Origin of the sequence: Jejuibacter sp. L23 (genome assembly GCF_050815825.1) — a bacterium.
In the GTDB taxonomy this organism is placed as follows: Bacteria; Pseudomonadota; Gammaproteobacteria; order Enterobacterales; family Enterobacteriaceae; genus Jejubacter; species Jejubacter calystegiae.
Map to the genome: position 1 here is coordinate 3,650,159 of NZ_CP138199.1, position 23,331 is coordinate 3,673,489.

General features: G+C 55.5%; 18 protein-coding genes and 1 tRNA gene. 9 read left to right on the plus strand and 10 right to left on the minus strand.

The genetic code is table 11. The annotated features are described in order from the left end of the window. Positions 1-16: 16 nt before the first annotated feature. From yejM to SCU88_RS17455, 4 genes are all read left to right on the plus strand, one after another. Positions 17-1,783 carry an LPS biosynthesis-modulating metalloenzyme YejM gene (gene yejM / locus SCU88_RS17440; RefSeq protein WP_175341167.1) on the plus strand — a complete coding sequence of 589 codons (1,767 nt, stop codon included), beginning with the start codon at positions 17-19 and terminating at the stop codon, positions 1,781-1,783. A 77-nt stretch (positions 1,784-1,860) separates the two neighbouring features. Then, positions 1,861-1,937, plus strand: a tRNA-Pro gene (locus SCU88_RS17445). Between the two features lie 379 nt (positions 1,938-2,316). After that, the gene (locus tag SCU88_RS17450) at positions 2,317-2,835 is read left to right on the plus strand and encodes a tlde1 domain-containing protein (protein ID WP_175341168.1); all 519 of its coding nucleotides are present in this window, start codon (positions 2,317-2,319) and stop codon (positions 2,833-2,835) included. A gap of 249 nt (positions 2,836-3,084) precedes the next feature. Continuing rightward, the gene (locus SCU88_RS17455; protein ID WP_175341169.1) at positions 3,085-3,576 is read left to right on the plus strand and encodes a type VI secretion system tube protein TssD; all 492 of its coding nucleotides are present in this window, start codon (positions 3,085-3,087) and stop codon (positions 3,574-3,576) included. 134 nt (positions 3,577-3,710) lie between these two features. Here SCU88_RS17455 and SCU88_RS17460 read toward each other — a convergent pair whose 3' ends face one another. The 3 genes from SCU88_RS17460 to SCU88_RS17470 all read right to left on the minus strand — a co-directional run bounded on the left by SCU88_RS17460 (position 3,711) and on the right by SCU88_RS17470 (position 6,223). Further along, positions 3,711-3,776, minus strand: a complete 66-nt coding sequence (locus SCU88_RS17460) for a hypothetical protein (protein ID WP_175341244.1) — start codon at positions 3,774-3,776, stop codon at positions 3,711-3,713. Positions 3,777-4,034: 258 nt separating this feature from the next. Next, on the minus strand, positions 4,035-5,684 hold the full coding sequence (mqo, locus tag SCU88_RS17465) for a malate dehydrogenase (quinone) (RefSeq protein WP_175341170.1): 1,650 nt from the start codon (positions 5,682-5,684) through the stop codon (positions 4,035-4,037). A gap of 224 nt (positions 5,685-5,908) precedes the next feature. After that, positions 5,909-6,223: a hypothetical protein gene (locus tag SCU88_RS17470; protein WP_175341171.1), complete on the minus strand. Its 315-nt coding sequence runs from the start codon at positions 6,221-6,223 to the stop codon at positions 5,909-5,911. Positions 6,224-6,475: 252 nt separating this feature from the next. Between SCU88_RS17470 and SCU88_RS17475 the strand changes: the two genes are divergently transcribed. The 3 genes from SCU88_RS17475 to SCU88_RS17485 all read left to right on the plus strand — a co-directional run bounded on the left by SCU88_RS17475 (position 6,476) and on the right by SCU88_RS17485 (position 8,675). Beyond that, positions 6,476-6,772: a type II toxin-antitoxin system RelB/DinJ family antitoxin gene (locus tag SCU88_RS17475; protein ID WP_175341172.1), complete on the plus strand. Its 297-nt coding sequence runs from the start codon at positions 6,476-6,478 to the stop codon at positions 6,770-6,772. Positions 6,773-6,779: 7 nt separating this feature from the next. Beyond that, a complete protein-coding gene (locus SCU88_RS17480; RefSeq protein WP_175341173.1) occupies positions 6,780-7,052 on the plus strand; it encodes a type II toxin-antitoxin system mRNA interferase toxin, RelE/StbE family in 273 nt (90 codons plus the stop codon). A gap of 129 nt (positions 7,053-7,181) precedes the next feature. Next, complete coding sequence (locus SCU88_RS17485) at positions 7,182-8,675, plus strand: SulP family inorganic anion transporter (protein ID WP_175341174.1); 1,494 nt, start codon at positions 7,182-7,184, stop codon at positions 8,673-8,675. Positions 8,676-8,698: 23 nt separating this feature from the next. Here SCU88_RS17485 and mgtE read toward each other — a convergent pair whose 3' ends face one another. The 6 genes from mgtE to SCU88_RS17515 form a co-directional block, all read right to left on the minus strand. Then, the gene (gene mgtE, locus SCU88_RS17490) at positions 8,699-10,135 is read right to left on the minus strand and encodes a magnesium transporter (RefSeq protein WP_138098491.1); all 1,437 of its coding nucleotides are present in this window, start codon (positions 10,133-10,135) and stop codon (positions 8,699-8,701) included. Positions 10,136-10,298: 163 nt separating this feature from the next. After that, a complete protein-coding gene (locus SCU88_RS17495) occupies positions 10,299-11,945 on the minus strand; it encodes a multidrug ABC transporter permease/ATP-binding protein (protein WP_175341175.1) in 1,647 nt (548 codons plus the stop codon). Between the two features lie 88 nt (positions 11,946-12,033). Further along, a complete protein-coding gene (gene alkB, locus SCU88_RS17500; protein ID WP_175341176.1) occupies positions 12,034-12,675 on the minus strand; it encodes a DNA oxidative demethylase AlkB in 642 nt (213 codons plus the stop codon). A 2-nt stretch (positions 12,676-12,677) separates the two neighbouring features. Next, entirely contained in the window at positions 12,678-13,736 is a 1,059-nt protein-coding gene (gene ada, locus SCU88_RS17505; protein WP_175341177.1) for a bifunctional DNA-binding transcriptional regulator/O6-methylguanine-DNA methyltransferase Ada, read from the minus strand. An 80-nt stretch (positions 13,737-13,816) separates the two neighbouring features. After that, the gene (gene apbE, locus SCU88_RS17510) at positions 13,817-14,860 is read right to left on the minus strand and encodes an FAD:protein FMN transferase ApbE (protein ID WP_175341178.1); all 1,044 of its coding nucleotides are present in this window, start codon (positions 14,858-14,860) and stop codon (positions 13,817-13,819) included. A gap of 135 nt (positions 14,861-14,995) precedes the next feature. Continuing rightward, positions 14,996-16,096, minus strand: coding sequence for a porin OmpC (locus SCU88_RS17515; protein WP_175341179.1), 1,101 nt, complete (start codon positions 16,094-16,096; stop codon positions 14,996-14,998). 991 nt (positions 16,097-17,087) lie between these two features. On the opposite strand from SCU88_RS17515, the gene rcsD reads away from it, so the two are divergent. Both rcsD and rcsB read left to right on the plus strand, forming a co-directional pair. Continuing rightward, positions 17,088-19,760, plus strand: a complete 2,673-nt coding sequence (gene rcsD, locus SCU88_RS17520; RefSeq protein ID WP_175341180.1) for a phosphotransferase RcsD — start codon at positions 17,088-17,090, stop codon at positions 19,758-19,760. A gap of 21 nt (positions 19,761-19,781) precedes the next feature. After that, complete coding sequence (gene rcsB, locus SCU88_RS17525) at positions 19,782-20,432, plus strand: response regulator transcription factor RcsB (protein ID WP_175341181.1); 651 nt, start codon at positions 19,782-19,784, stop codon at positions 20,430-20,432. 42 nt (positions 20,433-20,474) lie between these two features. On the opposite strand, the gene rcsC is transcribed toward rcsB, so the two are convergent. Beyond that, positions 20,475-23,321 carry a two-component system sensor histidine kinase RcsC gene (rcsC, locus tag SCU88_RS17530; protein WP_175341182.1) on the minus strand — a complete coding sequence of 949 codons (2,847 nt, stop codon included), beginning with the start codon at positions 23,319-23,321 and terminating at the stop codon, positions 20,475-20,477. Between the last annotated feature and the right edge of the window lie 10 nt (positions 23,322-23,331).

Genomic DNA, 23,331 nt, shown 5'->3' on the forward strand with positions numbered 1-23,331 from the left:
ATAATGTTAACGAGTTATGGTGACTAACCGTCAGCGCTACCGCGAAAAAGTCTCCCAGATGATCAGCTGGGGGCACTGGTTTGCTCTGTTCAATATTCTGGTGGCAATCCTGCTCGGGAGCCGGTATCTGCTGGCTGCCGACTGGCCGGGAACGCTGACCGGTCGCCTGTACTCGTGGTTCAGCCTGGCGGGGCATTTCAGCTTTCTGGTGTTCGCCGCCTATCTGCTGATTCTCTTCCCGCTGACCTTTGTCGTGATGTCGCAGCGCCTGATGCGCTTTCTGTCGGTGGCCTTCGCCACGGCGGGAATGACGCTGCTATTGATCGACAGCGAAGTCTTTACCCGTTTCCATTTACACCTGAATCCCGTGGTCTGGGAGCTGGTGATCAACCCCGATCAGGGAGAGATGGCCCGCGACTGGCAGCTTATGTTTATCGGCGTGCCGGTGATTCTGCTTATCGAGATGCTGTTTGCCACCTGGAGCTGGCAGAAGCTGCGCAGCCTCAGCCGCCGCCGTAACCGCTACGGCAAACCGCTGGCTACGCTGTTCTGCGTCTCGTTCTTCACCAGCCATCTGATGTACATCTGGGCCGATGCCAATTTCTATCGCCCGATTACCATGCAGCGCGCCAACCTGCCGCTCTCCTACCCGATGACGGCGCGTCGCTTCCTTGAGAAGCACGGCCTGTTGGATGCTCAGGAGTATGAGCGTCGCCTTGTGGAACAGGGCAACCCGGAGGCGGCCGCGGTCCAGTATCCGCTCGGTCCGCTAAACTATCGCGACATGGGCGCCGGTCATAACGTACTGCTGATTACCGTGGATGGGCTAAATTACGCAAGCTTTGAGAAAACCATGCCGCAGCTGGCAAATTTTGCCGGGCAGAATGTCAACTTCACCCAGCATATGAGCCCCGGCAACAACGCCGACAGCGGCATCTTCGGGCTGTTCTACGGTATTACACCCGCCTATATGGATGGCGTGCTCTCATCCCGTACGCCAGCCGCGTTGATTAGCGCGCTGAATCAGCAGGGCTACCAGTTGGGGCTGTTCGCCTCCGACGGTTTCGGTAATCCGCTGTACCGCCAGGCGCTGCTTTCCGACTTCTCGCTGCCGCCCGCCCACAATCAGTCGGACGCACAGACCGCCAACCAGTGGATGAACTGGCTGGGTAAATATGCCAACGAAGATAACCGCTGGTTCTCGTGGATCTCTTTTAACGGCACCCGTGTCGATGAACAGAGCAATCAGCAGGACTTCACGCGCCGCTATACTCAGGGCGCGCAAAATGTAGACCGCCAGATTGGTCGCGTGCTGGATGCGCTACAGCGCAGCGGCAAGCTGGATAACACCGTGGTCATCATCACCGGCAGCCACGGCGTGCCGCTGGACAAGCAGCGCGACAGCTTCGGCTGGTCCCGCGCCCGCATTCAGGTGCCGATGGTGATTCACTGGCCCGGTACGCCTGCCCAGCAGGTCACACGCCTCACCGACCATCGGGATCTGATGACCACCCTGATGCAGCGCCTGCTGCACGTGCGGACACCGGCCTGGGAGTACTCTCAGGGTGAAGATCTTTTTGCCGCTAACCGCAACAATAACTGGGTGGTGGGCGCCGACAGCAATACGCTCTCTATCACCACCCCGGAAATGACGCTGGTGCTGGATAACAACGGCAATTACAAGGTCTGGAACCGCAAAGGGGAAGAGCAAAAACAGAAGCGACCGCAACTTGGCCTGCTGCTGCAGGTACTGACCGATGAAAAACGCTTTATTGCTAACTGATTGATTATTTATAACTCAGTCAGACGGTCTGCCCCTTGCATTCAGCGGATAAAAAGGTAGTATTAGCCCCACTGAATCGGCACGTAGCGCAGTCTGGTAGCGCACTGTCATGGGGTGTCAGGGGTCGGAGGTTCAAATCCTCTCGTGCCGACCAAAATTCCCTGGGAAAAAGCAGCCTTTATGGCTGCTTTTTTCTTTTATACTTCTGACCGATTCTGCAACAAAAAGTGGCACGTGCCATCCTCTATGCCATCCATCACCTCTATTCCATTCTTAGCGCCTCGGCGTGCGCAGAAGGTAATCTCTTACCCTGTTACAACATCGTCGCTACGGCTACGACAGGCGCGTCACCATGACCGTTTCTCGCTTCGCTCGGTCCTGCTCTACTCGACTGCGCTACGTGCCACATTTAGTATGTGTTAAGTGCCCTTTCAGCTTATATTTTCAGATTTTTATACTTTGATTGCCTATCCCAATGTTTCTTAAGTGGTTGTACAATTTACATACCAAAGCAATACAATGCGAAGGGTTATATGGCTTTACATGGAAAGTTACTTTTGAATGGTGCTGACTATGCGCCCTTCAACCTTTATGGTGTTGGTGTGTTTATGGCGCACTCGGGGAAGGGTGTATACCGTAACAAAGGGGCCTGTGGTGCTGTTCCAAATGACGGCCCATTACCTCCGGGTAAATACTGGATAGTAGAGCGTGGTTCTGGAGGGTTGGGGTCATGGGCAAAAGCTAAAGCTCAGGACCTGTTTAATAAACTTTACTATGGGACTGAGTTTGGACGCGACGAGTGGTTTGCATTGTATCGAGATGATTGGGGCATTGATGACGGCACCTGGATAAATGGTGTTCATCGTGGGTTGTTCAGACTACACCCAGGCACCATTTCTGAGGGCTGTATCACCATAGCCCACAACTCTGATTACGCACTCATAAGAAACGCATTATTAAGAACAACACCAATGCAGGTTCCTTGCATGCGCGCTCTCATGGCCCGTGGTTGGATTGAGGTTGTAAATGGCTATACCAACTCTTGCCCGTAGACTTTCCAAAGTTACGTTATACATTCTTCTGTCGTTAGCGGTAGGTCGTTCCATTGGCAACCCTGAAAAATGGATGGACCACGAATTAACTCACCGCATCGGCCACCTACTCTATGGTCCAGGGGAGATAGGTGCAGACAATTTCTATGACCTCTACTTTTACATATCGGTAATCACAGTATTTTCAATAACAACAGTAATTTACGTGCTAGCCATGATGTTACTGAAAAAAATAAGGAGTTTGTAAATATGCCAATCCCTCCCTATATGTGGCTAAAAGACGATGGTGGTGCAGACATTAAAGGGTCTGTCGATGTACAGGACCGTGAAGGAAGCGTTGAAATTATCGGAATGAGTCATGGGATTAACCTGCCTGTAGACAGCGCCAATGGGAAGATTACCGGCACCCGCCAGCATTCATCCATGATGATTGAGAAAGAAGTAGATAGTTCCACACCTTATCTCTATAAAGCTGCGGCTACCGGGCAAACGTTAAAAAGCGCTGAGATTCGCTTCTACCATATCAACGATGCCGGGCAGGAAGTCTGCTATTACACCGTGTTGATGGAAAACGTGAAAATCACAGGTGTTAACTGCGGTGTGCCCAATGTGAAACTGGCGGGTAACGATAAAATGAACCACGTTGAGAGCGTCAGCTTACAGTACGAAAAAATCACATGGCGTATTGTTGACGATAATATCCAATACACAGATGCATGGAACGAAAGAGCCACGGCCTGACGAAAACCTGCGAGCCTGTCAGTAATTCTGTGTAACTGCCAATGTATTAAAGGTGATCGCTCAGGCGGCCACCGAACTCAATAATAAAAGAGCCTGTACACTATTCTGTGTAAATGCCTTTTCCCTGTCGGTTATCACTCCAGTTCTGATACTGAGAACATTTTGTCCAGCAGCGCCTGAGAATTCGACGGAGATATCATGGCCCATGCTGCTGGTAGCAATTCAACGCCAACCGCTAAAAAATCCGAAAGTGCCGCCCGCTAACTGGACTCCCTGCATCAACCGGGTATGATTCCCACCCCGGCTAACCAACAGACAACTGCCGGGACGGGGCTCTTGCATACGGCTCCGTTTTTTCCTCCCCGGTAAAACAGCCGCCCTGTCCCTCCCCGTTCAGGCAGGCTACGATAAGAAGATAAAAAATGGCCCCCGGACGGGAGCCATAAGCGGTGGGCGTTTTACAGCGCCATATCATGCTGAGGGGAATCTTCCCTCTGCGGCGGCTCCGAACCGGTATCGCCCTGGCCCGGCATCTGGATCACCGGCGGTTTGGTCAACTGCAACGTGGCTGCGGTATCATCCCAGACCTTCTGAGTCAGCGCCGCGTTACCGTTAAGCTTCTCGCCGAAGCTCGGTACAATAGCGCGAATGCGACTCTGCCACTGCGGTGATTCGAACTGCTGCGGGAACATCTGCTTAATCACATTCAGCGCGATAGGCGCCGCAGTGGATGCTCCTGGCGAAGCCCCCAGCAGCGCGGAGATAGTCTTCTGCTGGTCTACCACCACTTCCGTGCCCAGCTTCAGTACGCCGCCTTTATCCGCATCTTTCTTGATGATCTGCACGCGCTGACCGGCCTGGATCAGCTTCCAGTCCTCTTTTCGCGCGTTCGGGTAGTATTCCTTCAGCGCCGCGAAACGGTCATCGTCGCTCAGCATCACCTGACTCACCAGATACTTCACCAGGTCGAAGTTATCCAGTCCGACGTGAGTCATCGGCATCACGTTGCTGGTGGTGGTGGTACTGAGCAGATCGAAGAGCGAGCCGTTTTTCAGGAATTTGGTCGAGAAAGTCGCGAATGGCCCAAACAGCACTACGCGTTTGCCGTCAATGTAGCGGGAGTCCAGGTGCGGTACCGACATGGGCGGCGCACCAACCGAAGCCTGACCGTAGACTTTCTCAAGATGGCGTTCGGCCACGGCCGGGTTTTCCGTCATCAGGAAAGAGCCGCCAACCGGGAAACCGCCATAGTTATCGGCTTCCGGAATGCCGGTCTTCTGCAGCAGCTTCAACGCACCACCGCCGGCACCGATAAACACATACTTAGCATCGACCGCATGCTCCTGCCCGCTTTTCACGTTTTTGATGGTGACATGCCAGGAGTTATCCGCATTACGCGTAAATCCGGTCACTTCAGACGAGGTCTGGAGTGTAAAGCGATCGCTCTTCTTCAGGCTGCCAATCAGCTGGCGGGTAATTTCGCCATAGTTAACGTCGGTGCCTACCGGCGTCCAGGTCGCCGCCACTTTCTGATTCGGATCGCGGCCTTCCATAATCAGCGGCGCCCACTGTTTAATCTGGCTGTGCGAGGTTGAATATTTCATTCCCTGGAACAGAGTAGACTTTTGCAGCGCATCATAACGTTTCTTCAGGTAATCAACGTTGGTATCGCCCCAGACAAAGCTCATATGCGGTGTGGAATTAATAAAGGCATGGGGGTCCTTTAAATTTCCACGTTTCACCTGGGCCGACCAGAACTGGCGGGAAATCATAAACTGTTCGTTGATATTCAGCGCTTTACTAATATCGATGGAACCATCCGCACGCTGAGGGGTGTAATTCAGTTCCATATTGGCGGAATGGCCAGTACCGGCGTTATTCCAGCCGTTAGAGGATTCCAGCGCCACACCGTCCAGTTTTTCCACCATCATCTGGCGCCATCCTGGCTGCAGCTCCTGGAGCCAGGTGCCCAGAGAAGCACTCATAATACCGCCGCCAATTAACAGGAAATCCGTTTTTTGCGGTGCATCGGTATCAGCGTAAGTCGTTGAACTGACAAACATTGCCAGCGCTGTTAGCGAAAGAACACTCTTTTTTATTGCAGGCATAATAATGTTTTTTTGCGTTAATGAGTTATTTGAACGCGCATATTAACTTATTTTTACTTTATTTTAAAATCTCATTCACCTTCTACTAAACCACATATTTCGTAGTTGTTTGCTGTCAGTGGAAATAACAAAACCAAAACTTACCCCATGAAAAAATAAAAAAGAGATAGCAAAACGCTATCCCACGCAATAAAACAATAGTTTTTTAATTAAAGTAATCAACATTACTGACGCGCTGGCCAGAGTTCAAAACCGGCCTGACGGGCCCGAGCCAGATCGCTTTTATCAATCTGGAATACGCCAACTTTACCGTCTGGCGCACCACACACCGTTACGCGCATCCGACCATCGTCTGTCACTTTCCCCACATCCGCCGTCTGCACGCCGGCTGCGGAAAGTGACTGCTTAAGCTCAGCCAGCGACAGCCCGCCCTGCTCGCACTGCCTGGCGTTCAGGGAATGATAAACGCCAACCTTCTGAACACCACCGGCGCAGGCAACCAGTCCAAACATTAACGCACCTGCCAGAATACTCTTCATCGTTTTCTCCGCTTGCCAGTGATTACCTGAGTATAACAACCGGAACGGCTTGCAGCGCGTTCTGCGGTTTGTCTCGCAATGCCTGAACGCGGGTAATTTATAGCGTAGACGCAGGAGCACAATCGAGTTCAGGATAGGTTAAGCAATCGTTCATGGAGCAGCGAATATCCCAAATTGAACACTCTGATGTAGCCATTGTCATTCAGTTGAATTACATTTTGGACATCCGGATATCGCAACAAGGTAATGAACATGGTCGCAAATAGCTTAGTCCAGGCGCGCATCGACACTGAAGTCAAAGAACAGGCAAGCGCCGTGCTGGAGAAAATGGGACTCACCGTATCCGATGCGGTTCGTATTCTGCTAACCCGCATCGCCAGTGAGGGTGGACTGCCCGTGGAGCTCACCACTGACCCACAGATTTACGACGCCTGGTTCCGGGCAAAAGTACGGGAAACGCTGGACGACTCGCATTCCGATGTCCCTGATGATAAGGCCAGTGCGCAGTTTGCGGCCAGAAAGGAGGCGCTGCGCAAAAAAATACGTTGAGGGATCTGTGAAGCTGGTATGGAGCAGGCTTGCAATTAACGACAGGGAAGCCATTATGGATTTTATTGCCCGCGATAATCCCCAGGCGGCAATTGCGCTGGATGACCATTTTGAAGCCTTTGCCCGGCGGGCCAGCGAGCATCTTTTGATGCACAAACCTGGCAGGCTCGACAATACCCGGGAGGTAGTCATCCGCCGCCACTATGTAATGATTTATCAAATATGTCACAGGCGGGTGCGAATACTGCGTGTGCTACATAGCGCGCAACACTGGCCCTGACACCACCACAACTGCCAAAAGCTGGAATCTGCTGCGCACTCCCTGTACTATCTTGACCTTTCGTGACAAAAGTCACACTTCGTCTGTACCCCATTCCGGGGAAAATGATAATAAACCTGCGAATCTACTATGTCTGAAGTAATACATCAGCCTGCCGTTGAGCAGAACCCGACGGTGCGCCAGGTACTGGTTTCGCCGCGCCTGCTAACCCGGGAATGCCTGGCAGGTATCATCACTGCTCTGGCGCTCATACCTGAAGTTATCTCCTTTTCCGTTATCGCCGGTGTCGATCCTAAGATAAGCCTGATCGCCTCCGTCGTGCTCTGTCTGAGCCTGTCTCTACTGGGTGGCCGCCCGGCGATGGTGACCGCGGCCGCGGGCTCAGTCGCGCTGGTCATTGGTCCCATGGTTCATGCCCACGGTGTGGGTTATATCCTGCCCGCGGTCGTGTTAGCCGGTCTGTTCCAGATTCTGTTCGGCCTGCTGGGACTGGCGCGTATGATGCGCTACATTCCCCGCTCGGTGATGACCGGCTTCGTTAACGCGCTGGGGATCCTTATCTTCTGCGCCCAGGTTCCCCACGTCTGGGGACAGAACATGACGGTCTGGCAACTGTTTGCCCTGACCCTGGTTATCGTACTGCTGCTTCCCCGACTGCTGAAAAGCGTGCCTTCACCGCTGGTGGCAATTGTGGCGGTGACCGCCCTCGCCCTGGGCTTTGGTTTACAGACGCCGACCGTGGGCGACGAAGGCCCCATGCAGCCGGGGCTGCCCGGCCTGACGGAACTGATGGTGCCGCTGAATCTGGAAACGCTGCAGATCGTCTGGCCCTGCGCCCTGAGCGTGGCGCTGGTGGGGTTGATGGAGTCGCTGCTGACCGCCAAGCTGGTGGATGATTTAACCGATACGCCTTCCAGCAAGCGCCGTGAAAGCTGGGGACTGGGCGTGGGCAATATTCTGGCGGGTTTCTATGGCGGTATTGCCGGTTGCGCCATGATTGGTCAGACCATGGTTAACGTGGAGCTGGGCAAGGGACGCACCCGTATCTCTACTATCGCTGCCGCGCTGTTCCTGCTGCTACTGGTTACCGGTCTGAGCGCCCTGATGGCGCGCATTCCCATGGTGGTGCTGGCGGGAATTATGATGGTCGTCGCCCTGAAAACCCTGGACTGGCACAGCCTGACACCCTCAACGTTGAAGCGTCTACCGCTGTCTGAAACCCTGCTGATGGTGGTGACCGTTGCCGCCACGGTCTGGACCGGCAACCTGGCGATTGGCGTAGTCGGCGGCGTGGTATTCGCCATTATCCTGTTTGCCCGCCGCGTGGCCCACGTGATCCACGCCGACCGCGAACTGGCGCCGGACAGCCAGTCGGTGCGCTATACGGTGCGTGGACCGCTGTTCTTCGCCAGCAGCAACGATCTGTTCGAGCACTTTAATTATGCCGGGGACCCTAAGAAGGTCATTATCGACCTCACCTGGGCACAAATCTGGGATGCTTCAAGCGTGGCGGCGCTGGATGCCATTGAAAATCGCTACCGGCGCCATCAGTGCGAGGTGGAGATTGTCGGGCTTGATATGCGCAGCCGCAGCTTCCATCAGAAGCTGAGCGGCCTGCTGTAACAGGCGGCTGGCGGCGCTCCGGTTTACATCAGGAACAGCGTCGCCAGCCCCAGGAAAATAAAGAAACCGCCGGTATCGGTAATCGCGGTAATCATCACGCTGGATCCCACGGCAGGATCGCGCCCGAGTCGCACCATCACCATCGGCACAATTACACCCATCACCGCCGCAACCAGCAGATTCAGCACCATCGCCAGCGTCATTACCGCTCCCAGCGCCATATCGTCGTACAGCAGCCAGGTTACGATGCCCATAATGCCGCCCCACACCAGGCCATTGATTAACGCCACACCCATTTCACGCCCCAGCAGAAAACCGAAGTTGCCAGGCTGAATGTGCTGAAGCGCCAGGGAGCGTACAATCATGGTGATGGTCTGATTACCGGTGTTGCCGCCAATACCGGCCACGATGGGCATCAGCGAGGCCAGCGCCACCAGTTGGGAGATGGTATGTTCAAAACCGTCGATTACCCTTGAAGCGATAAACGCGGTGCAGAGGTTAATGGCAAGCCAGGCCCAGCGAGATTTTACCGCCTTGCCTACCGGTGCGAAGACATCCTCTTCCGCGCTGATCCCCCCCATCCGGCGCAGGCCGCTGTCGGTCTCTTCGATAACCACATCGACTATCTCATCAACCGTCAGACGCCCCATCAGCTTACCCTGGTGATCGACCACCGCGGCGCTGACCAGGTTGTCTCGTTCAAAGGTGCGCGCCGCTTCTTCATCCGGGTCGGTCGGAATAAAGGTGACGGGGTTTTTCTCCATCACCTCTTCCACCCGGGTCTGGGGGCGGTGCAGCAGAATAGTGGTCAACTCCAGCTCACCCAGCAGCGTCATATCCCGGGTGGTGACAAAGAGTTTGTCAGTGTTTTCCGGCATTTTACCCAAACGCCGCAGGTAGCGCTGTACCGTGGCCAGGGTGATCTCAGCGCGGACCGTGATGACCTCGAACTCCATGATGGCGCCGACGCTGCCTTTTTCATAGCGCAGTACCTGCCCCACCCGGGCCCGCTCTTCCGGTGACAGGGTTGCCAGCAGGCGGCCTGTCAGATCGCGGGGCAGGCGCTGGGCCAGGTAAATCTGTTCGTCGATATCCAGGGTACTGAGCACCCGTAGCAGGTCGCGGTCGCTCATCTCATCGATCAGATCTTCCCAGACGTGCTCAGAAACCTCGTGCAGCACCTTACCGCGTTTCTCTTCCCCCACCAGGCGCCACAGGGCGTGGCGCTCTTCAGAAGGCAACGCTTCAAGGGTATCGGCCAGGTCGGGCTCGGGAAGACGGCGGGCCAACTGGGTGACTTCATCAATATCGTCATGTAACCGCTGTGCGTCATGCTCATCCACGGGACCGGGTTTACCCAGTATCGCTTCGGTGACCTCTTCCCCTTCGGAGAGCAGATAGCGAATGCGCGCCCGGTCTGCGGCACGCTCTTGAATACTGTATTTAACAGTCGCGGTCATAACTCGACATCCCTGGAAACATTAACTCAATCGCGCCTTCCCGTACGGGAAGGCAGCAAGCATACTGGCAGGCTCTGTAAATAATAATAAACGACCGCCATATCGCGCTGTTCTGGCGTAAAAAAAGCGATCGTTCGCTGGAATAGTGCGCAATCGTGGTTGATTAACTGCCGGTACGGGCCACCGCATCACGGCTGGCGTGTTCGCGATCTTCGCCCACCAGCTCGCTCAGTTGCCCCTGACGCATCTCCAGCAGGCGATCTGCATGCACAAAGTAGTGATCGTCGTGACTGATGGCGAACACGGTTTTCCCCATCTGCTGCATCAGCGGCAGCAGCACCTGGTAAAACTCACGGCGAAAGTGAGGATCCTGATCCGCGGCCCATTCATCCAGCAGAATAACATCGCGCTGTTCCACAATAGCCAGCAGCAGCGCCACCCGTTTCTTCTGCCCTTTGGAAAGCTTCAGGTTCAGGATGCGTCCGTCGTCCAGCTTCAGCTTATTTTCCATCTGCAGACGCGCCAGCCACTGCTCCACCAGCGCCGGATCGGCGCTCTGACCTTCCGGCCCCAGCAGCCTCTCGAACAGACTGACATCGGTAAAGACCGCCGAGAACAGGCTACGCCAGGCCTCCATATCCTCTGCGGCAAGCGGCCTGCCATCCAGACACAGCGAACCGGAAACCGGCCGGTACAGCCCGGTTAACAGCATTGCCAGGGTCGACTTGCCGCTGCCGTTGCCGCCAATCAGGAACAGCAGCTCGCCGCGTTGAATGGTCAGGTTCAGCGGCCCGACGGTAAAGCCCCCTTCCCCATAGGTAAAGACCACATCGCGCAGCTCCAGAGTCTGCCATGCTTCAGGCGCCCGGGGATGATGGAAGCTTTCGCGATACGCCTCCAGTTCAAAGCGGTTCAATTTATTAAAGGCCACCTCGGCGGCAAGTAGCGTAGGAAGCGCCCCTACGGCAGAAAGCATCGGGGTGCGCAGGAACAGCAGCGTCAGGGAGTAAGTCGCAGCCACATTGGTGTCGGCCCAGCCCAGACTGTTGGCCATCCAGAAGACCAGGCCGATAGCCCCCAGCATCATAATGTTGGACCAGTTAAGAGCGCTAAGATGGAAGGTATCGGCCCGGATAATATGGTGCCGGTACTCTTTGGCATCGGGAATATAGGTATTCTGGTAGATATCCGCGGCGCGTTCGCGATTCAGGGTCAGCTCCTTGCATCCCTCCAGCACCGTCTGGTAGTCGTTGTAGAGCTTGTCTTCGGTTTCACGCAGAATCGCCATATGGCGATAAACCCGGGAGACCAGCAGCCAGCCGCCGATAATGGTCACCACCACCCAGGCGGCGGTGGCAAACAGCATGGTGGGCGATAGCCAGGCCAGATAAGCCGCACAGCCCACCGTCAGAATAATTCCCTGCACCAGTTCCGGCAGGCGCACAAAGGCGATGGTAATGGCCCGCACGTCGCTGGTCAGCCCCGCCAGTAGCGAAGCACTGCCTAACTGCTCCAGGCGCTCGACGTGGGTATCCAGAATCCGTTTAATAAATTCGCTACGTAGCCGGTAAACAAAGTGGTGCCCCAGGGTAGTAAGCGCTAACTGGGAGCCCAGAGTGACAACAATCAGCAGCAGCAACAGCCCAAGAAATTCCGGCAGTATCGACAGCGAGCGATCCACCGTTTCGATGAGGCGCAGATTGATAAAAGCAATAAGTCCAATGCCTAATGCGGCGCTGGCGAGGCTTAACGCCATCACCATCAGAAAGGGCCAGCGATACTGGCGCCAGACGACAAAGAGAAGTTTCATAAACCATCAATCCACAACGACGCTAAATCAGCGGGCAGTTTAAACGGCTGGCGCCAGACGGCAAGAATAATTCTTATTTTTACTCGCTTTACGCGACCCGACGAAAGGTCAGATTATAGCGGCATTCCCCCGTAGCAGGATGATGGCCCGGTTTTAAGGGCTGAATACCGTGATACCACAGGCGCGACGGACCTCCCCACACCACCACATCGCCATGTTCCAGTAAAAAGCGGCGCAGCGGATCGTGACGCTTAGCGCCGCCAAACTGGAAAATGGCCGACAACCCCAGCGACACCGAAACAATAGGGGCGCTAAGATCGCGTTCATCTTTATCCTGATGCAGCGACAGCTTCGCCCCGGGAGCATAGCGGTTGATCAGACAGGCATCCGGACGGAACTCCGGGTAACCCGCGTCGAAGGCTGCGGTTTCAGCCAGCCGCCGCAGGGCTTCGGGCATGGCAGGCCAGGGACGATGATTTAAGGGATCGCATTCGGCATAGCGATAGCCCTGAGGACTGCTCACCCAGCCCAGCGGGCCGCAGCTGGTCATCGCCACCGACATGCGGTATCCCCCCGGCGTCACCATCTGGCGGAAAGGAGAGTCTGTCGCCACCTGTTCAATCGCCTGCAGCAATGCCTGCGCCTGCGCGCTGGCAAAACGACGCAGAATCATCGCCCCCGCCCCCAGCGGCTCCTGCCAGGGAGCTTCACCGTCAAAAAGACTGAGCATCGTTACTCCTCCTGTTCGGCTTCCCGCGCCAGTAGCAGTCGCTTACGGGCCACGCCCCAACGGTAGCCAGAGAGCGCGCCATCCTGGCGAATAATACGATGGCAGGGAATCACCACCGCCAGCCGGTTCGCGGCGCAGGCGCCAGCCACCGCTCGGGTGGCCTGCGGTCGCCCGATACGCGCAGCAAGAGCCTGGTAGCTCAGGGTGGCGCCAGCGGGAATGCTGCGTAGCGCCTGCCACACCTGACGCTGAAACGCGGTGCCCTGTAAGTCCAGCGGCAGCGCGAAGGCGCCTACAGGCCTGTCCAGCCAGCTCACCACCTGGGCGACCCGTTGTGCAAAGCCGCGATCGTCGGCATCCAGCCGTGCCCGGGGGAACATCTGCGTCAGCTCCGCCACCAGGCTTTGAGGCTCGTCCCCCGGCAGAATGGCGCAGATACCGCGTGCGCTTTCCGCCACCAGCAGCGCTCCCAGCTGACAGTGCGTCAGGGCATAGCGAATATCGGCCCGCTCGCCGCCCTGGCGATACTGACGCGCCGTCATCCCCAGCGCGGCATCCGCCTGCTGATAAAAGCTGCTACCGGAAGGATAGCCGGCATCGTAAAGCGCCCGGGTCACCTCCTGCCCGGACGCCAGCGCCTCGCGCACCTTGCTGGCGCGGCGGGCCTGCTGCCAGGCCCGGGGGGTCAGGCCGGTCATAGCTTTAAACAGACGATGAAAATGGTACGGACTCATCGCCACCTGGCGTGCGAGTTTTTCGAGCGTCAGCGGCGTTTCGCTGCGCTCCAGCAGGCGGCAGGCCTCGATAATTCGCTCCCGCTGCCGCGCCCGGGCATCCTCTCTGTCCGGCTGACAGCGTTTGCAGGGGCGAAAGCCTGCCTCCGCCGCTTTAGCGGCATCCCCGAAGAAGCGAACGTTGCGCCGTAGCGGATGACGCGCACGACAGGAGGGGCGACAGAAAATGCCGGTGGTGATCACGGCAAAGACGAAGTGACCATCCGCCGCCGAATCCCGCGCCTGAAGCGCCTGCCAGCGGCATTCATCGGTAATGTATTCGGTCATAACGGACTCCTTATGTTCAGGTTTTCCGCTACTGTGCCAGCCAGTTCCCCACTAAAAACCCGGTTTCTTGCTTTTTAATTTTATTCGCTCAGCAGGAAAGTTTTAAACTGCGGCGACATCCAGGTAGAGAATCCCTTTTCCTCTTTGACAATCAGATAGACCGCCAGCCCCTCTTTCTGCGCGACCTGCTTTGCTTTCTCGGTGCCCAGCACCATCAACCCGGTGTCCCAGCCGTCGGCTTCCAGCGCCGTCGGCGCAATGACCGTGGCCGACACCAGCTTATGCTGAATCGGGCGGCCGGTGGTGGGATCGATCACATGGGAAATCCGTTTACCGTCCAGCTCATAGTAGTTGCGATAGCTGCCGGAAGTGCTGATTCCGTGACCGTTGAGATCGACAACCGCCTGAGCGGCGTTCTCTTTATCGGTCGGTTTCTGAATTGCGACCCGCCATGACCGCCCTTCCGGATTAGTGCCCCGGGTCACGACCGCTCCACCCACCGAAACCAGATAGCGGCTGATGCCCTGTTGTTCCATCAGGCGCGCCAGATGATCGGCGGCATAGCCTTCACCGACGGTGGAGAGATCCACATAGAGTTCCGGCAGATCCTTCTGTAGCCACTGTCGGCCTGACGCGTTAATCACCTTCAGGTGGTTAAGGCCGGTTTGCGCCCGGGCGGCGTCAATCTGCGTCTGAGTCGGCGTCTGTACCGGCTGCTTATCCGGGCCGAATCCCCACAGATTCACCAACGGACCGACGGTCACATCCATGGCGCCATCGGTCTTCGCCCCGATACGCAGCGACAGCGTGACGATATCGCTCATCGCTTCATCCACCGGCCAGGGGGCGATGGATCGCGACTGATTAAAGCGCGACAGGGCCGAGTCCGGCTTCCAGGTCGAGAGCAGCCGATCGTCGGCATCCAGCTGGGCCTGGATTTTCTGGCGCAGTTCCGCGCCGCGCCCCGGCTCAACGTCGGCCAGACTGGCACGCCAGTAAGTCCCCATGGTTTTACCTTCCAGCACCAGCCCTTTCGATGCCGTTTTTTGCGGCGCGTTGTCGCAGCCCGCCACCAGCGCTACGGCCGCCACCAGCAGCGCGCGTCGCATCAGCGTCAGATCCATTTTTCTTTCCTCTGGTTACATGCGCAGGCAAGGGTACAACAAAAGCGGTTCGTTGTGGCAGTCGGCGGTCGGTGGTTTAGCTAACAGATAAAAAAAGGGCCCCGAAGGACCCTCTGGTGACGCGCAAATGTTTTTTTAGAACTGGTAAACCATACCCAGCGCAACGATGTCGTCGGTACCAATACCCGCGGCACGGGTAAAGTCGTTGCTGTCGATCAGGTTGATTTTGTAATCCACGAAGGTGGAGAAGTTTTTGTTGAAGTAGTAGGTTGCGCCCACATCCACGTATTTCACGAGATCCTGGTCGCCCCAGCCTTCAATGTCCTTACCTTTCGACTGCAGGTAGGCAATAGACGGACGCAGACCGAAGTCGAACTGGTACTGAGCAACCACTTCAAAGTTCTGCGCTTTGTTAGCAAAGCCGTAGATATCATTATCACGACCACCGAAGCGGGCAGTGTTGTAGTTCTGGGTGTACATAGCCGCCAGGTAGATGTTGTTGGCGTCGTACTTAATACCACCGGTATAGGCTTCAGCATGGTCGCCGTTGCCATAAGGAGTCAGGTTGTTCTGATCCCAGGTGCGCTTGGAGGAGGACATGGCGCCACCGATGGCGAAGCCAGCACCCAGATCGTAGGTCGCGGACAGACCGTAACCGTCACCGTTCTGCTTCTGCAGTTTACGACCATCGAAGTCTTCACCGCGGGCGCTGCCGTTTTTACCCTGATACTGCAGGGCAAAGTTCAGACCGTCCACCAGACCGAAGAAGTCGCTGTTACGGTAGGTCAGAACGCCGTTAGCACGGGACATCAGGAAGTTATCAGAACCGTAAGTGTCACCGCCGAATTCCGGCAGTACGTCGGTCCAGGCGCCGATATCATAGATAACGCCGTAGTTACGGCCATAGTCCAGAGAGCCAGCGTCACCTACGCGCAGACCGGCAAAGGCCACACGAGTCCAGGCATTGTTTTCGCTTTCATCGGTATTGGCGTTGATCTGATATTCCCACTGGCCATAGCCGGTGATCTGGTCGTTAACCTGGGTTTCGCCTTTGAAGCCGATACGCATATAGGTCTGATCGCCATCAGCACCGTCGTCATCGGAGAAGTAGTGTTCAGCGTCGACTTTCCCGTAAAGATCCAGCTTGTTTCCGTCTTTATTGTAGATTTCGGCCGCGTGCGCGGTACCTGCTACCAGCAGAGCTGGAACCAGCAGGGACAGAACTTTCAGTTTCATTATATTAACCCTCTGTTATATGCCTTTTTTACCCTCATTACTGGCGACATCTCAGCGCGCCCCCTCATCGCAAAACCGTAAAGGGCGACCGGGTATTGCGAGCCCCCCCTCAGAGGCCCGGCGCTGTGCGGCTGGCTTTTTTCATCGCTTTAAAGCCGATTTGTGAATACCTGCTGCACGATGCAAACCAAATAATTCAGGTAATTTGCCACTGCTTGCTGATTACCCTCATAATCAGCCGGCAACCCATTGTGTAAAACAAATACGGAATAATCCAATGGGATTATGATACTAAAACTTTTTAGATGTTTCGGTCTGCAATATAGATGTAACCAAATGTAAATCACAGGGAACTTTTTTCCGCACATTAAGCAAAAAACAGCGCATCAAAGGTTAAGAAAGCCCTGCAATAACAGGCAACAGATACTTCTTATCCCAGTAAAGAAAAGGTTAAGCACTGATTGTCAAAACAGTGACGCCATTCAAATATAGAATCACTCTCGCTATCATCATTAACTTTATTTATTACCGTCATTCAGTTCTGAATGTCCGTTTACCCCTATTTAAACCGGATCTTCGATCCGGTTTTTTTTATTTCCTTTTTACTTAAATTTACCTTTATTTATGCTAATAAGGTTGCACTCGTCACAAAACCCAGAAATTGTTTAAGCTTCAATCAATGTTTTGTTGAGAATAAACTGCATCCAAATTAATTCACCGAGTCAAATATTTCCTTTTGGATTATCACGCCAGTCAAAAAATGCCCCCCCTTCACTCTCTCATCGGGTCGCCAGCTTTTCATCATTGCCAGCGCTGTCTCGCGCTATTATTCGCCCATTTTTTGCGATATTTCGCGCCGTCGGCGCCCTGATTGGCGATGACGCCAGCCCCTTTTCCCGGTATGCTTTTGGCATCTGCGCGGCCTGTTGCGCGCCATTGATATCTTCATCCACTAACCAACGGCCAGGGGCCGCAGGATTACACCGGAATAATGAGTCAATCTGACGCTATGAGCCCCAATAAATTTTCCCTTATGCCGGGCAGCATTACCCGCTTCTTTCTGCTATTGATCATCGTCCTTCTGGTCACCATGGGAGTGATGGTTCAGAGCTCCGTTAACGCCTGGCTGAAGAGTAAGAGCTACCAGGTCGCCGATATCACCCGGGCGCTGCATAAGCGGGTCGATACCTGGCGCTACGCCACATGGCAAATCTACGACAATATCGCCACGCCGCCCTCTTCCGGCGAAGGCAGCGATAATTTGCAGGAAACCCGTCTGCGTCAGGATGTCTGGTATCTGGAAAAGCCGCGCCGTAAGACGGAAGCGCTGATTTTCGGCTCCCATGACAGCACTACGCTGGAGATGACCCAGCGTATCTCCAGCTATCTCGATACCCTGTGGGGCGCAGAATCTACCCCCTGGTCGATGTACTACCTTAATGGCCAGGACAACAGTTTGATCCTGGTATCCACGCTGCCGCTTAAGGATCTATCCACCGGGCTAAAAGAGTCCGGCGTCAGCAGTATTGTCGATTCACGACGGGCCGAAATGCTCCAGCAGGCTAACGCCCTGGACGAACGCGAAAGCTTTTCGCCGCTGCGTCGTCTGGCATGGCAGAACGGCTACTACTTTACGCTGCGCACCACCTTTAACCAGCCGGGCCACCTGGCAACGGTGGTGGCCTTCGATCTACCAATCAACGATCTGATCCCGCCGGGCATGCCGCTGGAAAACTTCCGGCTGGACCCGGATGATGACGCCGTCAGCGCCAGCGGACAGGAGAAAGAGGCCCGGGACAGCGTAGCCGTCACCTTTAATGGCACCCGGCTGGAAATTGTGGCTCCGCTGACCAGCACCCACCTGAAGCTGGTCTGGCAGGTTCCCTTCGGTTCACTGTTAACCGACACCCTGCAGAACATCTTATTGCCCCTGCTGCTGAATATCGGCCTGCTGGCACTGGCGCTATTCGGTTACACCACCTTCCGCAACCCGGCGCCGCGCCAGGAAGAGAGCAGCGCCGCCAGCGGCGAACTGCAAACCCTGCGGGCGCTCAATGAAGAGATCGTCGCCCAGCTTCCTCTCGGGTTACTGGCCTGGGACCCGGAATCCCGCCGCACGCTAATCAGCAACCCGACGGCCGATCATCTGTTGCCCCATTTGAACCTGCAGAACATTGCCTCTATGGCGGATCAGCATCAGGGGGTGATTCAGGCGACGGTCAACAACGAGCTTTACGAAATTCGCCTGTTCCGCAGCCAGATAGCCCCTCGCCTGCAGATCTTTGTGATTCGCGATCAGGACAAAGAGATTCTGGTGAACAAGAAACTGCGCCAGGCTCAGTTGCTGTATGAACGCAACCAGAGCGGACGCGCAGAGTTTATGAAGCACATCAGCAACGCGCTGAAACGCCCGGTAAATCAGCTGGCGGATAAGGCAGCGATGCTTGCCGATGAACCGCGCCGCGCTCTGGTGGATGATGCTCAACGCCTGGTGCGGCTGGTCGACGAAATTCAACTGGCGACGCTGCTGGAAGATGGCGGCTGGAAGCCTCATAACCAAAGCTTTACCCTGCAATCGTTGATTGATGATGTGGTGCCGGAAGTACTGCCTGCCATTCGTCGCAAAGGGCTACAGCTGTTGACCAATAACTGCCTGGCGGCAAACGACGAGCGGCACGGCGATCGCGAAGCCCTGCGTCAGATCCTGCTGATGCTGCTGCAATATGCTATCGTCACCACTCCTATCGGCAAGATTACTCTGGAGATCAGCGCCGAAGAGGGCTCAGAAGACCGCCTCCTGTTCCGGGTGATGGACACCGGGGAAGGGATCGCACGCGGCGAGATCGACAATCTGCACTTTCCGTTCCGCAATGCGACCAGCGAAGATGATTTCGACACGGCCGACGGCCTGACCTTCTGGCTGTGTAACCAACTGGCGCGCCAGTTGGACGGGCATCTCAATATTAAAACCCGGGAAGGACTGGGTACCCGTTACAGCCTGCACGTCAGCATGCCCCAACAGCTCAACGAAACCACGGAAGAGCAGGATGAAGGCCTGCTGGACGATGTGATAGCCCTGGTGGACATCACGGCGAACGAGGTCCGCAACATTGTGGTACGTAAGCTGGAAAGCTGGGGCGCCACCTGCGTCACGCCAGATGAAAAAACAACCAGTCAAGACTTTGATCTCTTTTTGACTGATAATCCGTCTAATCTTACAGATTCCGGCATACTTTTAAGCGATGATGAGCCAGGAATGCGGAAACTCGGCCCAGGCCAGTACCGCGTTAACTTTAATATTAGTCATGCCATGCAGGAAGCAGTGCTACAACTAATAGAAGAGCAACTGGCACAGGAAACCGTAACTGAAACGGCATCGCCCGTCAGCGATGAAAGCGCTCAACTCCACGCCAGTGGCTATTACGCGCTCTTTGTCGATACAGTACCGGATGATGTAAAGAGGCTGTATACTGAGTCAGCAACGGACGATTTTGCTTCGCTGGCACAGACGGCTCACCGCCTTAAAGGGGTGTTTGCCATGCTTAATCTGGTACCCGGCAAGCAGTTATGTGAAACGCTGGAACATCATATTCGTGAGAAAGATGCGCCGGCCATAGAGAAATGTATCAGCGAGATTGACAGTTATGTCAAAAGCTTGCTGTAGCATAGCAAGGTAGCCTATTACATGAACAACATGAACGTAATTATTGCCGACGATCATCCGATCGTACTGTTTGGCATCCGCAAGTCTCTTGAGCAGATTGAGTGGGTGAACGTTGTCGGTGAGTTTGAAGATTCCACAGCTTTAATCAACAACCTGCCGAAACTTGACGCGCATGTGCTGATCACCGATCTCTCCATGCCGGGCGATAAATATGGCGATGGCATTACGCTCATTAAGTACATCAAGCGCCACTTCCCGAGCCTGTCGATCATCGTTCTGACGATGAACAACAACCCGGCTATTCTCAGCGCCGTGCTGGATCTGGATATCGAAGGGATCGTCCTTAAGCAAGGCGCCCCGACCGATCTGCCGAAGGCTCTGGCCGCGCTGCAAAAAGGGAAGAAGTTTACCCCGGAGAGCGTTTCCCGCCTGCTGGAAAAAATCAGCGCCGGCGGCTATGGCGACAAGCGTCTCTCTCCGAAGGAGAGCGAGGTACTGCGCCTGTTCGCCGAGGGCTTCCTGGTCACGGAGATTGCCCGCAAGCTGAACCGCAGTATTAAAACCATCAGTAGCCAGAAGAAATCGGCCATGATGAAGCTGGGCGTTGATAACGACATCGCCCTGCTGAACTATCTCTCTTCGGTCAGCCTGACGCCCGCCGATAAAGAGTAACAACATGCTCCGGTAAAAAAGCTCTCCTTACGGAGAGCTTTTTTATTCCCGGGTACTACGCACCCGCTCAGCATAAAGCGCCAGGGTCTGCCTGATAATATCCAGCGTCACCGGCTTCGACAGGCAGCTATCCATTCCGGACTCAATGCAGCGCTGCTTCTCTTCCGCCAGCGCATTCGCCGTTACCCCAACCACCGGCAGCGTCAGCCCCAGCTGGCGAATTCGCTGAGTCAGACGATAGCCGTCCATATTGGGCATATTGACGTCGCTGAGGACGATATCGATATGATTCTTGCTCAACACATTCAGCGCGTCCACCCCATCGTTAGCGGTCAGACACGGATAGCCCAGCAAGGCCAGCTGATCCGCCAGCAGGCGGCGGTTAATCGGATGATCGTCCACCACCAGAATCATCATATCGTCATTCTGCTCGCGAATGGTGTCCGGTGCCGGTAGCTCCGGCGCGCCCCCCTCGTGCTGCACCTCTACGCTAAAGATACGGCCCAACAGCGCAACCAGTTCATGGGGCGAGGAGACGCTGTGAATCCAGCAGCCCGGGACACGTTCCAGCGGCGCGCCAATATGGCGCCGACAGAAGACCACCTGCGCCCTGCCCGCCCACTGATTATGCGGATCGTCGTCCACCAGTAGTATGTCCTCTTCGCCCGGCGTTTCGCCGTTATAGCGCTGGACCGGAATGCCGTGACGTCCGAGCAGTCGCTCCAGATAGTGGTACAGTGAAGCGTTGCGCACCGCCAGCCAGCAACAGCTCTTTTCCAGTGCCTCAATGCCCTCTGGCATCGAAAAGCGCGCGTCATACAGCGGAATACGGATAGTGAACTGACTGCCAATGCCAGGCTCCGAATCCACCGCGATATCACCATCCATCATGCCGACCAGTTTTTCACAAATCGCCAGCCCCAGACCGGTTCCCTGGAAGTTGCGCTGTACGCCGGTACCCACCTGGAAGAAGGGGTCGAACAGACGCACCACCTCTTTAGCGGCGATTCCCAACCCGGTATCGCGAACCCGGAAACGCAGATAGCAGTCATCCACCGAGACGTGAAGAATAATGCAGCCCACGTCGGTAAACTTGATTGCGTTACTTAACAGATTGGAGATCACCTGCTGCAGACGCATCGGGTCACCACGCAGCGCCAGCGGGACATCCGGTTCAATAAAGCAGTAGAGCCCGAGCTGCTTACGCACCACCAGCGGCAGATAGTTGGCCGTCACGTGGCTCATCACCTCACGCGGCGAAAACTCGCGCGGTTCGATCTTCAACTGCTCCGATTCGATTTTGGAGAAGTCGAGGATATCGCTGATAATTTTCAGTAGCAGGCTGGAGGAGTTATTCATCGCCGTGACCAGCCGATCGACCCCTTTCGGCAGTTCCCGGGTCTGTAACAGATCCAGGTTACCGATAATACCGTACAGCGGGGTACGCAGTTCGTGGCTGACCGTCGCCAGGAACATCGACTTCGACTGACTGGCCTGCTCCGCCGCCTGGGCCATCTCCTGCAGGGATTCTTCCATCTTCACGCGGGCGCTGACGTCTACCAGCACGCAGATCGCCACATTCTCGTTGCGATAGCGCGAATGTACGAAGCTTATCTGTAGATTGGTACTGTCGCTGGTCAGCACGTCCACGAAGTTGACCTGCTGGCCGCAGATAATCTGGGTCAGGCGCTGCCTGTCTTCTGGCGTCAGCATATTCAGGTAGTTGTGAGCCAACTCGTTACTGATGATATTGGTGCCGTCCTGGGTACGCAAAATGCAGATCCCCACCGGCGCCGAGGCTACGATCTTACGGTTAAACTGTTCGTGCTCTTCCAGACGCTGGGCGTCGGATTCCGCCGGAATAAAGATCCGCCGCTCGTACAGGCGGGCCAGGGTAAAGAGTACGATCCCCACCAGCACATTGAGCAGCACCGCATTCAGAATCAGCATCCGGATGCGCTCCAGCACCATATCCACCGGCACCGAATAGATCACGCTCAGTGAAGAAGGCGGCAGATTCTTTTTCAGGATCAGCTCTTTAAAGCCGGAGGTATAGCCAAACCAGGCGCGCTCCTGCACCCAGCGGCTGTCCGGCACAATAGCGCTATCGCCGCCGGTGAGTGAAAACAGCGGATGACCGTTTTCATCCAGTACGGTAACCCCCATCGGCAGACTGCCCGGCGTAAAGAAGTTCTCCATCCGGATGGTCTGCTCCACGCCCAGCAGCGCCTGCAGGCGGTTCGCCAGATAGACCGGCGTCAGAGTATAGAAATAGCCGATCCCCGGGCGCGGTCCCTGACTTATCCAGTACAGGCTGTTGGACTGTTCATTTTGCGGAGTATTGCGATACTTCAGCACCTTATCGTGCAGGGATTTCAGCGCCCCTTCGCGCTCCAGTGGCAAGTTTCGTAGCCCGAAATCCGCCATGCACTGGCTGTCGCCGCCGACCAGAAATACCCGATTAAGATCGTAAGCGGCCGAAAAATTTTCCCGCCAGTAGCGCAGGAACCAGGCCAACGACTGCAGCGAACCACGCCAGGTGTTGCCCAGCGCCGAGCAGTCAGAATCCGCAAACAGCGGCACAAAATTGGGCGGCTGAACGGTTTCATCGTCGCTGTTGTGGAGCGGCGGCTGCCGGGCGCCTTCCAGACGGTTTTCGGTAATATATTTCAGTTCCTTCATGACATCCGAGGTGCGCTGGATATAACGCTGGGCCTGATCGAAGCTCAGATTAAATTCGCGGCGAATCTCCGACTCTTTCTCATGCAGCGCATTCACGATGTAAAATACCGAGAACAGCGCGATCAGTAACCAGAGCAGCAGCGCCAGCGCGCGAAACAGATAGCGAGAAACTTTCAGCGTGGTGCGAAAGGAGACAAAATATTTCAAAGCGGCCCCG